Here is a 13,661-nt window from a genome sequence, read left to right on the forward strand (position 1 = left end):
TGGGCCGCCGGTGCTCAGCCGGCGCCGCTCTCGCCGGCCGCACCGGTCTTCGTGACCGCGGACGCGCCGATCACGTCGCCGTCCGCGTCCAGCGCCTCCGCCTTGACGTACGCCGCGTCCCGCGCGTCCGCCGGCAGGTCGACGTCCGTGTCCAGGCCGTCCCACGCCTCGCGGGCGACGGGCCGCAGGTCGTCCGGCGCGTCGCCGGCGAGCACCCGCCAGCCGGCGACCTCCGTGGCGCCGTTCCACACCGCGTGCGCGTCGCCGGACGCCCCGTCGATCCGTACCTCCGGAGCCGTCCCGGGCTCGGCCTCCCACTCCTCGCGGTAGGCGCGGTACGAGCTGTACTCCGCGGGGAAGGCGGCGTCGAACACCAGCCGCCCGTTCGCGTCGAACTCCGAGACGCGGCCGGCGGAACCCCAGCCGACCAGGGTGTTGCCGCCCGGCAGACCCTGGCTGCCGCCGGTGACGGCGGTGGAGATCCGGTCGGGGTGCACGAGCTGGCGGGCCAGCTCGGCGGTGCCGCGCCGCGGGTCGATGCGCAGCCACGCGACCCGGGACTCGTAGCCGTCGGAGTGCATGTTCTGGTTGTCGAACATGCGGTACGTGCCGTCGCCCACGGCCATGACGTCGTGCTGGGCGATGGTGCGCACGCCCGCGCCGAGCCGGAAGTCGCTGTTCCTGCCGCCCAGCCGCCAGATGACCTCGCCGGTCTCCCGGTCGAGCTTGTAGACGGTGCTGGTGCCGACGGCGGAGACGAGGAGGTTGCCGTCGGTGTCGAGGGAGACGGAGTTGACGTGCAGGTAGTCGAAGGGGCGGGTGCCGGCGCGGCCCGAGGGCCGCTCGTCGGAGTCCTTGAGCGGCACGTGGTCGAGGCTGCGCCACTCCAGCAGCGGCCTGCCGGTGGCGACGTCCAGCTCCCACACGACGCTCTCGATGACGTCGCCGTCCGCGGGGCCGCCGACCGGGGTGAGGTCGTAGGGCCGCTGCTGGTAGCTGACGACCAGGGCGGTGCCCTCGGGGGTGAGCCGGAACTCGTGCAGGTCGATGCTCTGCTCCGGGTCCGGGGCGCGGACGGTGGCGATGATGTCGTAGTTCTCGTCGGCGATGTAGCCGACGCCCTCGCCGAGGCCGGCGTTGTCGCTCTTGCCCTGCCACCAGGTCAGCACCTTCTCGCCGCGGTACTCCTGCACGCGGAAGTCGGTGACGTAGTCGTTCTGCGGGACGCGGTGGTACCAGACGGGCCGGCCGCGGTCGTCGACGATCTGGGGGCCGCGGCCGGCCTCGGGCGGCGGCTCCTCGCCGGGCGGCGGCGTGAGGCGGCCGGGGTTCTTCTGCGGTCCGACGAACAGCAGGCCGTCGCTCATGCCGGGCCGGCGCTCCAGCACGTCGAGGGGCGGGGGCGGCCGGTCGGACGGCTCCTCCGCGGCCGGTGCGACCGCACGTCCCGCCGCGGCCGTACTTCCCGCCGCGCTGCCCGCCGCGACCGTGCTGCCCGCTGGGCTGCCCGCCGCGGCGGGGTGTGCGACCGCCGCGGGCGGGAGGGTCGCGACGAGACCGCCGAGGATGATCGCGGTGCACGTACGCGACAACTGACGGGATACATGAGGGGTGGGCATGTCTCTCCCGGAGGTGGGGGATTCCACGTCTACCAACCGTCCGGTGACAGAGCGGTCACTCATGGGGCGCGGGGGGCGGATCCGGCCGCGGTGGCGCGCCCGAGGCGCACGCCCGAATTAGGGTGTTATGCGTGCCCCAACGCATCCTGCACGCCGCCGACGCCGAGGACGCCCCGCTCCGCGCCGCCCTGCGCCGGCTGCGCACCGCGGAGGACGTACCCGCGGCGTTCCCGCCCGAGGTGCTCGCCGAGGCCGACCGCGCCGCGAAGGCCCCCCGGCTGCCCGAGCGGGACGCGACCGACATCCCGCTCTACACCGTCGACCCGCCCGGCTCCCGCGACCTGGACCAGGCCCTGCACCTCGCCCGCCGGGGCGGCGGCGGCTTCCGTATCCGCTACGCCATCGCCGACGTCGCCGCGTTCGTGACCCCCGGCGGGGCCGTCGACGCCGAGGCGCGCCGCCGCGTGACGACCCTGTACTTCCCCGACACCCGCGTGCCCCTGCACCCCGAGCGGCTGTCCGAGGGCGCCGCCAGCCTGCTGCCCGACCAGACCGCACCCGCGCTGCTGTGGGAGATCGACCTCGACTCCAGCGGGCAGATCGCCGAGGCCACCGTCGGCCGCGCGCTGGTACGCAGCCGCGCGCGGCTCGACTACGGCGGCGTCCAGCAGGCCATCGACGAGGGCACCGCCGAGGAGCCGGTCGCACTGCTCCGCGACGTCGGGCTGCTGCGTGAGGAACTGGAGCGCGAGCGCGGCGGGATCTCGCTGGGCGTACCGGAGCAGGAGGTGGTGCAGCGGGACGGCGGCTACACGCTGGAGTACCGCGCCCCGCTGCCCGCCGACGGCTGGAACGCACAGGTGTCCCTGCTCACCGGCATGGCCGCCGCGGACCTGATGCTCGCGGCGGGCACCGGCATCCTGCGCACCCTGCCGCCCGCGCGGCGCTGCGCGCTGACGTATCTGCACCGGGTGGCCCGCGCCCTGGACGTCGACTGGCCCGAGGGCCTGGACTACCCCGAGCTGCTCCGCTCCCTCAACCCGCAGATGGCCAACCACGCGGCGTTCCTCCAGGAGTGCACCGCGCTGCTGCGCGGCGCCGGTTACACCGCCTTCGACGGCGGGCCGCCGGTGCGGCAGGACGCGGTGCACGCCGCGGTGGCCGCCGAGTACGCGCACTGCACGGCGCCGCTGCGGCGGCTGGTGGACCGGTACGCCGGGGAGCTGTGCGTGGCGGCGGCGGCCGGCGAGCCTGCGCCCGAGTGGGTGCGCGAGGCGCTGGGCGGCATCCCGGAGCTGATGGCCGGGGGCGCGCGGCGGGCGGGGCGGCTGGAGCGGGAGTGCGTGGACCTGGTCGAGGCGGCGATCATGAGCGGGCGGATCGGGGAGGTCTTCGACGGGCACGTGGTGGAGGTCGACGAACGCCGGCCGACGCGGGGCACGGTGCAGCTCTACGAACCGGCGGTCATCGGCCGCGTGGAGTCGGAGGGCTCCGGGGGCACCGCGGACGGCTCGGGGCCTGGGGATGTCGCGGGGCCCGCGGATGCGGCGGAGCCCGCGGATGTCGTGGTGCCCGCGGACGTGGCGTCCGTTGGCCGTGCGGCGCCCGCCGGCGAGGAGCCGCTGCCGCTCGGCCACCGGCTGCGGGTACGGCTGACGGCCGCGGAGCCCGGCGTGTCCCCCGTGCGCTTCGTACCGGCGCCCTGAGCGGGCAGCGACGCCGCACCGGCCTCCGTCTCCGTCCCCGCCCCCGCCCCCGTCCCCGCCCCTGTCCCTGTCCCTGTCCCCGTCTCGCCCTCCGCCTGCGCCCGCTCCCGCGCTTCGTCGCGCGCCGCGCGCGCCCGGCGCAGGGCGTCGACCACCGGCCGCGGGTCGTCCGCGTAGATCCGCAGCACCCGCGCCTCGGCCCGCTTGCCCAGCGGCCGGACGAACGACACCGGCCCGCTCAGCTCGACGGTGACCGTCGTCTGCCCCCCGACGGCGAGGTCGGCGGTGCCGTCGCCGTCCAGCCGCAGTAGCCCGCCGCCGTCGGGGAAGCGGCGCTCCAGCCGGACGTTCGCGATCAGCTCCGCCGGTACGGGGATGTCCAGCAGGACCCCGTACCGTACGCGCAGTGAGCCGTCCGCGCCGATGACGTGCGGCCGGACCGCGCAGGCCGCCTGGAGCGCGAGGATGAAGTAGATGCCCCAGATGTCGAGGACCAGCACGACGGCGTGCACCACCGGCCAGGGGATGACGAGGGCGAGCGCCACGGTCTCGATCACCGAGACGAAGAGGAAGCCGTAGAACGTGAACGCCTGCCCGGAGGCGTACGGGACGGCGGTGTCGCCGGGGCCGACGCCGTGCTTCGGGCGGCGCGCGAGCCAGCGCAGGGTGGCGGTGAAGAGCTTCACCTCGTGCACGGTGAGCTTGCGGACGGCGGCCGGGACACTGTCCCGTACGGCCTCCAGACCGGCCGCGCGGGGCGCCAGGCCCGCGCCGCGGTGGCGGCGGTAGTCGGCGGCCAGCAGCGTGACCAGGGCCGCGGTGACCAGCAGGACGGCCACCTCGACGGCGAGCAGCACGGGGTCCGGGACGCGTACGCCCGAGGCGAGGCAGAGGACGAGCAGCAGCTCGCCGGGTACGAGCGAGGCCAGGGCCCAGCGGACCGTGCGGCGCAGCGCGTTCACGACGCACTCTCCCCGCGCCGCCGGTCCGCGCGCCCGGCCCCGCCCGCCTCGCCGGCCCCGCCCGTCCACTCTCCGAGCAGGGCCATCGCCCGGCGCATGACCTCGGCCTGCGCCGGGGGGAAGTCCGCGAAGAACATCTCCGCGAAAGCCTCCCCGCTCTCCTCGCCGCCGCCCCCGGCGCCCTTCCCGGTCCCGTCCTGGCCCGCCCCGCCGTCGCCGGCGGCGACCAGGTCCAGCGCCTCGTCCGGCAGGGCGGCGACCACGTCCCGCGCCAGCTCCCCGACGCGCGGGTCGGTGACCTCGGCGCCGGCCAGCTCGTCGAGCCGGGCGTAGATGTCGTACGCGCGCGTCATCGCCTCCGGGTCGGAGCTGAGCGCGTGCAGCAGCGCGTCCAGCCAGCCCCGGCGCGCGTCGTCCGCGGTGGTGTCCAGCAGCGCCAGCAGCTCCCGCTCCTTCGCCGCGCTCACCGGCTCCGGGACGCCGAGCCGGGCCGAGGCGCGGGACATGTCGGCGAAGACCGCCGCCAGCTCCGGCGACACCGGCCCCTCGGCCGTCAGCCCGCCGCTCTCCGCGTGCCGCAGCAGCTCGGCGAGGCGGGCGCGGCGCTGCCGGACGGCGGCCTCCTGCCGGGCGAGGTCGGCGTCCAGCTCGGCGAGGATCTCGTGCAGCTCCTTGCCCGCGTCGTCGGCGAGCGCGTCGCGGACCTCGTCCAGGCTGAGGCCCAGCTCGGTCAGGCGGCGCACGCGGGCCAGCTCGACGGCGTCGCGCAGGGTGTAGACGCGGTAGCCGTTGGCGCGGCGGGCGGGCTCGGGCAGCAGCCCGATGCGGTGGTAATGCCGCACGGTACGGGTGGTCACCCCGGCGAGCGCGGCCAGCTCTCCGATTCGCATGGCCTCAGTAGAAACGTTGACGTCGCGACAAGGTCAAGCGACGGGCCGGGGTGACCGGAGGGAACCGGGGCGACCGGGGGCGGCGGATCAGCCGGTCACCGCGTCCGCCGCGGCGCACAGGTCGTCCCACAGCGCCCGTACGTGCCGCAGCTCGGTCTCCAGCCCGCCGACCGCGACCCGCAGCAGATAGCGGCCGTCGACCACCGTGTGCGTGACGTACGACCGCCCGCCGGCGTTGATCCGCTCCAGCGCCGCCTGCGTCGCGGCGTTGTCGGCGTCGGTACCGCGGCCGGTGGCGACGTACAGGCACACCAGCGCCAGGCTGCGCGGCACCCCGAGCGCGAAGCGCGGGTCGGCCGCCGCCCACGACTCCAGCTCCGCGGCCAGCCCGACGTGCCGGCGCACGTGGGCCCGGATGCCCTCCAGGCCGAAGCGGCGCAGCACCGTCCACAGCTTCAGCGCGCGGAAGCGGCGGCCCAGCGGCAGGTGCCAGTCGCGGTAGTCGACGACGGCGCCGGACTCGCTGGCGGCGTTGCGCAGGTACTCCGGCAGCACGGTCAGGGCGCCGACGAGGGTGGCGGTGTCGCGGGTCCAGAACAGGTTGCAGTCGAAGGCGGTGAGCAGCCACTTGTGCCCGTCGGTGCTGTACGAGTCCGCGAGGCCGGCGCCGTCGAAGAGCCCGCGGTGCTCGGGGCAGAACGCGGCGGCGCCGGCCCAGGCGGCGTCCACGTGCAGCCAGACGCCGTACTCGGCGCAGACCGCCGCGATCTCGCGCACCGGGTCGACGGCGCCGGTGCCGGTGGTGCCGATCGTCGCGCACACCATCACCGGCCGGCGGCCGGCGGCCACGTCCTCGCGTACCGCCGCGGCCAGCGCCGCCGGCGACATCGCCTGGCCGCCGCCCGCCTCGCCGTCGGGGGCGGAGTCCACGATCCGTACGGCACCGGCCCCCAGCCCGGCGGCGATCGCCGCCTTCTCCAGCGAGGAGTGCGTGTGCGCCGAGACGTACAGCACCTCGCGCCCGTCCCGGCCGGCCGTCCGCCACGCGCCGCCGGAGGTCCGGTGCAGCGCGGCGAGCAGCGCCACCAGCGAGGACGAGGACGCCGAGTCCTGGATGACGCCGCCGCCACCGCCGCCGAAGGTGAACTCCGCGGGCAGGCCGAGGGCGTCGGCGAGCTGGTCGAGCAGGTGCTGCTCCAGCTCCGTACAGGCCGGGGAGGTCGACCACAGCATGCCCTGGGAGCCGAGGCCGGTGGAGAGCATGTCGCCGAGGAGGGAGGCGAGGGAGGCGTTGGCCGGGAAGTACGCGAAGAAGCCGGGGTGCTGCCAGTGGGTGGTGGCGGGCACCACGACCCGGTCCATGTCCGCCAGCACCGCCGTCAGCGGCTCGCCCTCCTCCGGCAGCTTCGCGGGCAGCCGCTCGCGCACCCAGCCGGGCTCGACGTCCGGCAGCACCGGCAGGTCGCCGACCCGGGCGCGGTAGTCGGCGATCCAGTCGACGTAGGCGTGGCCCAGCTCGCGGAACTCTTCGGGGGACAGATCTCGCTGCGACATCCGCGCATCGTAGACAGCCGCGGAATCCCGCTGGCAAGAGCCCCGCGGCATCGAGCACAATGCGACACATGAGCGGCACGGGGGGCGCGAGGGGCCCCGAGGAGTACGCGCGCTGGACGCGGACGCCGCTCGGCGCGGGCCAGTCCCTGTACCTGATGACGGCGTGCTTCACCGCGCACCGCTACGCGCCGCACGCCCACCACGAGTTCGCCGTCGGCGTCTGCACGCACGGCGCCGAGGTCATCGACTACCGCGGCGACCGGATCCGGGCCCGCCCCGGCAGCATCGTCGTCCTCGCCCCCGGCGAGGCCCACACCGGCGGCCCGCTGGGCGACGGGGGCTACGGGTACCGCGCGTTCTACCCCTCCATGGCGCTGCTCACCGACGGCGCCTGCACCGACGCCCACTTCGCCGAGCCCGTCATCGACGACCCGGCCCTGGCCGCCGCGCTGCGCGCCGCCCACGTCGCGGTCGACCGCGGCGCGGAGCCGCTGGAGGCGGAGTCGCGGCTGCCGTGGCTGCTCGCCGCCCTGGCCTGCCGCCACGGCCGCGCCCGCCCGGCCGCCGGCGCCGCGCTGGGCAGCGGCATCGCCCGTGCGGTACGGGACCGGCTGGCGGACGAGCTGACGGACCCGCCGTCGCTGGCGGCGATCGGCTGCGACCTGGGGCTCTCCCGCTACCAGGTGCTGCGCGCGTTCCGGGACACCATGGGCATGCCCCCGTACGCCTGGCTCGCGCAGCACCGGGTGGAGCGGGCGCGGGGGCTGCTGGAGGCGGGGCACCGGCCGGCGGAGGTGGCGGGCCTGGTGGGCTTCGCGGACCAGGCGCACCTGACGCGGTGGTTCCGGCGGGTGCTGGGGGCGACCCCGGCGGCGTACCGCCGGAGCGTACGGCCGTAGCAACAGGCGCAACGGCATTCAAGACAACGGAGGGCCCGCCCCTGGACGCTGGGCGGCATGACTGCACGCGGCTGGGTTCTCTTCCTCCTCATGGGCGTCATCTGGGGAGTCCCGTATCTGATGATCAAGGTGGCGGTGGACGCGGTGTCGCCGTCGGGGGTCGTCTTCGTACGGTGCGCGCTGGGCGCGCTCGTCCTGCTGCCGCTCGCGCTGCGCGGCGGAGGGCTGTTCCGTACCGTACGAACGCACTGGGCGCCGATGCTGGCGTTCGCCTGCATCGAGATCATCGGCCCGTGGTGGACCCTGACCGACGCCGAACGGAAGCTGTCCAGCGCCATGGCCGGCCTGCTGATCGCCGCGGTGCCGACGATCGGCGTGATCCTCGCCAGGCTCCTCGGCGACGAGGAGCGCCTGGGCCGCCGCCGCTGGCTGGGCCTGGGGCTGGGGCTCGCGGGCGTCGCGGTGCTGGCGGCGCCGGAGCTGAGCGGCGGCTCGGCGTGGGCGATCACCGAGGTCATGCTCACCGCCCTCGGCTACGCCACCGCCCCGCTGATCATCGCCCGCCGGCTCAAGGACGTACCGACGCTCCAGCTCATCGCCCCCTGCCTGCTGCTGGCCGCCCTCGTCTACGCCCCGGCCGGCATCGCCACCTGGCCGGACACGACGCCGTCCGGCAAGGTGCTCGCCTCGCTCGTCGGCCTGGGGGTGCTGTGCACGGCGCTGGCGTTCGTGGTCTTCCTGGAACTGATCCGCGAGGTGGGCCCGACGCGCGCGGTGGTCTTCACGTACATCAACCCGGCGGTGGCCGTCGCCGCGGGCGTCGCCTTCCTCGACGAGTCCCTGACCGGCACCATCGCCGCCGCCTTCGTCCTCATCCTGGCCGGCTCCTTCCTGGCCACCGCCGCCTCCTCGGACCCCGGCGGCGACGCGGAGACCATCGCTGCGACTAACATGGTCCCCACGGCGGACGAGCCGGCCGGGCGGTCGCGTCGGTCCCCCACGGGGACCGCCGAGGAACGTCCGGGCTCCACAGGGCAGGGTGGTGGGTAACGCCCACCCGGGGTGACCCGCGGGACAGTGCCACAGAAAACAAACCGCCGGGGGCTTCGGCCCCCGGTAAGGGTGAAACGGCGGTGTAAGAGACCACCAGCGCCCGGGGTGACCCGGGCGGCTAGGTAAACCCCACCCGGAGCAAGGTCAAGAGGGGCCGCGGATGCGACCCTGCGCGGACGACCGAGGGCTGCCCGCCCGAGTCCGCGGGTAGACCGCACGAGGCCGGTGGCAACACCGGTCCCAGATGGATGACCGCCTCCCCGCGGACCGCAAGGCCCCCGGGAGACAGAACCCGGCGTACAGGCCGACTCGTCCGCCCGCAGGGCCCCCGGACCAGCGAAATCGCTGGTCCGGGGGCCCTTTTTGGCGAGTTCCAGGACTGGGCTCGCCCCGGGCCGGCCTGCGACCTGGGCCGCCCGTAACTGTTTATCATCCGTAGTACGGTTACTCCATGGCCGACGCGGTCCGCGAGATGGAGGGAGTCCGTCGTGAAGCTCGCAGCCAGGACAAGGCATCGACACCGGGAGCTGGAGGGCTTGCGGGTGCACTACAGGGAGGCGGGGGTGCCGTCGCCGACGGCGGTGCACGACGCCGGGCACTTCCTGCTGGGGACCCGTGCCACCGAGGTCGCCGGCCTCAGGGTCGCCTTCGCCGGCGACGTGTTCGAGCGCGCCGGGGTCGCCGCGTGAGCCCGGCGCAGTGGACGGTCAGGCCGCTTACGGCGAACACCTGGGAGGACTTCGAGACCGTGATGGGCGCGCGCGGCGGGGCCGCCGGCTGCTGGTGCATGCACTGGCGGTCGAGCATCGCCGAGTGGATGGAGAACAAGGGCGACGGCAACAGGGCCGCCATACGCGCCCTTGCCGAGCGTGAGACGCCGCCGGGCGTCGTGGGGTATCTCGATGCCGAGCCGGCGGCCTGGTGCGCCTTCGGGAACCGCTCGGACTTCCCCCGCATGCAGCGCTCGGCGCTGCTGAAGCCGGTCGACGACGAGCCCGTGGTCTCGCTCACCTGCCTGCTCATCAAGAAGGAGCACCGGGGCGGCGGCCTGTCCGCGGCGTGGATCACCGCGGTGTGCGACTACCTCGCCGAGACCTCGCCGACGCGGACGGTCGAGGCGTATCCGATCGAGCCGCCCGCCGGGCGGAGGGCAGGGCCGGACACGGCGATGACCGGCATCGCCGGCGCCTTCACCGACGCCGGGTTCACCGAGATCGCCCGGGCCAGGCACGACCGGCCTATCGTGCGCTACAAGCTCCCGTGACCGCCGCGACCGCCTGGAGCGGGGACCACTTCATCGCCGGTGACGTCGCGCTCGACTTCGCGAACACCGTCTACCGTCGCCGGCCCGAACTCGGTGCCGACCTGCTCACCGGCGCCGAAGCACTCGCCGCCTGGCTCGACCGGGCACGCCTCCTGCCCGCGGGCAGCGGGACGAGTCACGTCGTCACCGACGCCGCCCTGGAGGAGGCTCGCGCTCTGCGCGGGCTGCTCTGGGCGGTCTTCGACGCGCACGAGGACGGCCGGACGATCCCCGCAGCTTCCTTCACCGGGCTGCTCGACACCGCCCGCCGCGGCAGCGCCCACGTCACCGTGAGCCCTGACGGCTCCACGACCTCACCGGAACCCGACGGAGTCCTCGCGATCCTGGCACTGGGGGCCGTCGCGCTCGTCCTCACCCCGCCCCCGCAGGGGATCCGGGCCTGTGACCGGTGCGGCTGGTTCTTCATCGACTCCTCCCGCGGCCGGCGGCGCCGCTGGTGCAGCATGAAGACATGCGGCAACCAGGCCAAAGCCGCCCGCTACCGCTCCACCCACTCCTGACGGAAACGTCCGGCACCTGCACTCCCCCACTCCGAAGACCCGCCTGCACGCAGGCACGAAGAGTCCACCCGGCCCCGCCGGCGAGTGCTCAGGGATGCCGTTCTGAAGGCACGTGAAGATGGAAGGTGTGCCGGAGGTCTTGATGCCCGGCCTCCGCAGCGTGGCTTCCGCCGCCTCTGCTGCCCGAAGCGGGAAGCGCTCCGGGTAATCCGCAGGCGCCCCCTCCCCTGCACGCCATCGCGCTGACCTCGGCGCGCTCCAACGCGCCGGCAGCCGGGGCCGAATGGCCCATTCCGCCCAGGCATTTCCCCACCTAAAGTCCCGTCTCCACGCGAATCAGGGGGGATCACCATATGACGTATCCGCAGCAGCCCCAGCAGCCCGGAGAACCTCAACAGCCGGGCTACGGCCATCCGTCGCAGCCCACCCAGCCGTACGGGCAGCCGCCGTACCCGCCGCACCAGGGCTACCCCCCGCCCCCGCCGAAGAAGAGGGACCGCGGCAAGGTCATCGGCTTCGGCTGTCTCGGCGTCGTCGCCGTGATCGTCGCCATCAGCGTCATCTCCGCCGCCCTCGGCGGTGGAGGCACCGACGACGACGGCAAGCCCGCGGCGGCCGACACCTCCAGCACCGCCCCCGCCACTCCCGAGAAGGCCGACGAGCCGAAGACGGAGAAGGCCGAGGCTCCGGCCGACGACAAGCCCCGGGAGGAGCCGAAGAAGGACAAGCCCAAGCCGGAACCGAAGCCGGAGTCCAAGCCGAAGGCCGTGTTCAAGGTGTGGGGCGACGCCCCCGCCGGTGTCGACATCACCTACGGCACCGACTCCGACTCCCGCTCTGGCACCTGGTCAGGATCCTTCGAGACCACGCTTCCCATCGACGAAGACGCCCTGTACTTCCACGTCTTCGCCCAGCTCATGGGCGGGGGCGACATCAACTGCTCGGTCAGCGTCGACGGCTCCACCGCCGACGGCCACGCCAGCGGCGACTACAACATCTGCAACGCCCAGCTCAACTCCGACTTCTTCGGCGGCTGGAGCTGACCCACGCCCCGGCGGGCCCCGCGATGTCGCGGGGCCCGCACGAACCCGGCACGAAAGGCGACAAGTCGACCTGGGCAGAAGCCATTGGTCTACACCTTGTCTGGTGCAGACCAATAGTGATTGACTGCGCCCCGTCAAGCTCCAACACCGGCGTTCTCGCCGGTGACCCCCCACCAGGAGAGTGATGAGGTGCTGAGGAAACTCGGAACGAAGTTCAAGGCCCTGCTCGCGATCGGGGTGCTCGCCGCGGCGCTGGCCGTGGTGCTGCCCGTAACCGCGTCGGCCGGCGAGGACGACGCGGGAGGCCCGGGCGCGGACAAGTCGGCCGCCGCCGCGTTCGTCGTCAGCGAGGCGCAGTTCAACCAGATGTTCCCGGGGCGGAACGCCTTCTATACGTACCAGGGGCTGACCGACGCGCTCAACGCGTACCCCGCGTTCGCCAACACCGGTGACGACACCACCAGGAAGCGGGAGGCCGCCGCCTTCCTGGCGAACGTCAGCCACGAGACCGGCGGGCTCGTGCACATCGTCGAGCAGAACCAGGACAACTACCCGCACTACTGCGACGCGTCGCAGCCCTACGGCTGTCCCGCCGGGCAGGCCGCGTACTACGGGCGCGGGCCCATCCAGCTCAGTTGGAACTTCAACTACAAGGCCGCCGGCGACGCGCTCGGCATCGACCTGCTGAACAACCCCTGGCAGGTGGAGCAGAACGCCTCCGTGGCGTGGCAGACCGGCATCTGGTACTGGATGACGCAGTCCGGGCCCGGGTCGATGCCCGCGCACGACGCGATCGTCGGCGGGCACGGGTTCGGCGAGACGATCCGGGCCATCAACGGGTCGATCGAGTGCAACGGCGGCAACCCCGGTCAGGTGCAGAGCCGGATCGACAAGTACACGCAGTTCGTGCAGATCCTGGGCACCAGCCCGGGGGACAACCTGAGCTGCTGACCGGCGCGAGCCGCCGACAGAACGCGGCCGGCGCGGGGTCCGTCCCGACCTTCCCGGGGCGGCCCCGCGCCCGCCGTCATCGACGCACACCCACCCCCCACATCCCCCACCGGAGGCAGTTGTGGCACGCGTACGTACCCACAGGATCCGGAAGACACGCAAACGCCTCGTCAGCGCCCTCGCCGCCGCGTCGCTCGCCGCCGGCGGGCTGCTCGCCGTGGCGGTCGCCGAGGCCGCCGCCGACCCCGAGCCGGCCGCCCGGGGCGCCGCCGCCGTGCCCGCGCACGCCGTGACGGGCTACTGGCAGAACTTCGACAACGGCGCCGCCGTCCAGACCATCGCCGACGTCCCCGAGGCGTACGACATCGTCGCCGTCGCCTTCGCCGACGCGACCGGCTCGCCCGGTCAGGTCGACTTCACCCTCGACCCCGCGCTCGACTACACCGAGGACGCCTTCAAGGCGGACATCGCCGCCAAGCAGGAGGGCGGCAAGTCGGTCGTCATCTCGGTCGGCGGCGAGCGCGGCGCCGTCTCCGTCAACGACGCGGCGTCCGCGGACGCGTTCGCCGGCAGCATCCTGTCGCTCATGGAGGAGTACGGCTTCGACGGCGTCGACATCGACCTGGAGAACGGGCTCAACTCGACCTACATGACGCAGGCTCTGGAGGCGATCCACGCGGGCGCCGGTGACGGCCTGGTGGTCACGATGGCGCCGCAGACCATCGACATGCAGTCGCCGGAGAACGAGTACTTCAAGACGGCGCTGAACATCAAGGACTTCCTCACCGTCGTCAACATGCAGTACTACAACAGCGGTTCCATGCTGGGCTGCGACGGCCAGGTCTACTCCCAGGGCTCGGTCGACTTCCTCACCGCACTGGCCTGCATCCAGTTGGAGAACGGGCTCGACCCCTCGCAGGTCGGCCTCGGCACTCCCGCCTCGCCGCGGGCGGCGGGCGGCGGGTACGTGGATCCGGGCGTGGTGACCGACGCGCTCGACTGCCTGACGCGGGGCACCGGCTGCGGCTCGTTCACGCCGGAGAAGACGTACCCGGGCCTGCGCGGCGCGATGACCTGGTCGACCAACTGGGACGCGAGCAGCGGCAACACCTGGTCGGACACGGTGGGCCCGCACGTCGACGGACTGCCGTAGCCCAACC

General features: G+C 74.0%; 11 protein-coding genes, 1 other RNA gene and 1 pseudogene. 10 read left to right on the plus strand and 3 right to left on the minus strand.

Going from position 1 to position 13,661, the window contains the following annotated elements; genetic code table 11:
- Positions 1–14: 14 nt before the first annotated feature.
- Positions 15–1,619: an arylsulfotransferase family protein gene (locus QBL21_RS25325; RefSeq protein WP_407564526.1), complete on the minus strand. Its 1,605-nt coding sequence runs from the start codon at positions 1,617–1,619 to the stop codon at positions 15–17.
- 131 nt (positions 1,620–1,750) lie between these two features.
- On the opposite strand from QBL21_RS25325, the gene QBL21_RS25330 reads away from it, so the two are divergent.
- A complete protein-coding gene (locus tag QBL21_RS25330; protein WP_407564527.1) occupies positions 1,751–3,325 on the plus strand; it encodes an RNB domain-containing ribonuclease in 1,575 nt (524 codons plus the stop codon).
- Positions 3,326–4,283: 958 nt separating this feature from the next.
- Here QBL21_RS25330 and QBL21_RS25335 read toward each other — a convergent pair.
- A complete protein-coding gene (locus tag QBL21_RS25335) occupies positions 4,284–5,177 on the minus strand; it encodes a MerR family transcriptional regulator (protein WP_407564528.1) in 894 nt (297 codons plus the stop codon).
- An 87-nt stretch (positions 5,178–5,264) separates the two neighbouring features.
- Complete coding sequence (locus QBL21_RS25340) at positions 5,265–6,731, minus strand: pyridoxal-dependent decarboxylase (protein WP_407564529.1); 1,467 nt, start codon at positions 6,729–6,731, stop codon at positions 5,265–5,267.
- A 68-nt stretch (positions 6,732–6,799) separates the two neighbouring features.
- Between QBL21_RS25340 and QBL21_RS25345 the strand changes: the two genes are divergently transcribed.
- The 9 genes and pseudogenes from QBL21_RS25345 (at position 6,800) to QBL21_RS25385 (ending at position 13,654) form a co-directional block, all read left to right on the plus strand.
- Entirely contained in the window at positions 6,800–7,630 is an 831-nt protein-coding gene (locus QBL21_RS25345) for an AraC family ligand binding domain-containing protein (protein WP_407564530.1), read from the plus strand.
- A gap of 120 nt (positions 7,631–7,750) precedes the next feature.
- A pseudogene (locus QBL21_RS25350) lies at positions 7,751–8,467 on the plus strand (DMT family transporter); the annotation flags it as partial.
- A gap of 131 nt (positions 8,468–8,598) precedes the next feature.
- Positions 8,599–8,999: RNase P RNA component class A (gene rnpB, locus QBL21_RS25355), an RNA gene on the plus strand.
- Positions 9,000–9,171: 172 nt separating this feature from the next.
- Complete coding sequence (locus QBL21_RS25360; protein ID WP_407564531.1) at positions 9,172–9,372, plus strand: hypothetical protein; 201 nt, start codon at positions 9,172–9,174, stop codon at positions 9,370–9,372.
- Positions 9,369–9,947 (plus strand): hypothetical protein, encoded by a 579-nt coding sequence (locus QBL21_RS25365; RefSeq protein WP_407564532.1) that lies wholly within the window; start codon positions 9,369–9,371, stop codon positions 9,945–9,947. The genes QBL21_RS25360 and QBL21_RS25365 overlap by 4 nt, the downstream gene beginning before the upstream one ends.
- On the plus strand, positions 9,944–10,507 hold the full coding sequence (locus tag QBL21_RS25370) for a CGNR zinc finger domain-containing protein (RefSeq protein ID WP_407564533.1): 564 nt from the start codon (positions 9,944–9,946) through the stop codon (positions 10,505–10,507). Before QBL21_RS25365 ends, QBL21_RS25370 begins: the two co-directional genes overlap by 4 nt.
- Before the next feature lie 353 nt (positions 10,508–10,860).
- Positions 10,861–11,550 (plus strand): hypothetical protein, encoded by a 690-nt coding sequence (locus QBL21_RS25375; protein WP_407564534.1) that lies wholly within the window; start codon positions 10,861–10,863, stop codon positions 11,548–11,550.
- Between the two features lie 189 nt (positions 11,551–11,739).
- Positions 11,740–12,501 carry a chitinase gene (locus tag QBL21_RS25380; protein WP_407564535.1) on the plus strand — a complete coding sequence of 254 codons (762 nt, stop codon included), beginning with the start codon at positions 11,740–11,742 and terminating at the stop codon, positions 12,499–12,501.
- 121 nt (positions 12,502–12,622) lie between these two features.
- Positions 12,623–13,654, plus strand: a complete 1,032-nt coding sequence (locus tag QBL21_RS25385; protein WP_407564536.1) for a chitinase — start codon at positions 12,623–12,625, stop codon at positions 13,652–13,654.
- Positions 13,655–13,661 lie beyond the last annotated feature (7 nt).

It is taken from the genome of Streptomyces sp. 184, from assembly GCF_045781775.1.
GTDB lineage: Bacteria > Actinomycetota > Actinomycetes > Streptomycetales > Streptomycetaceae > Streptomyces.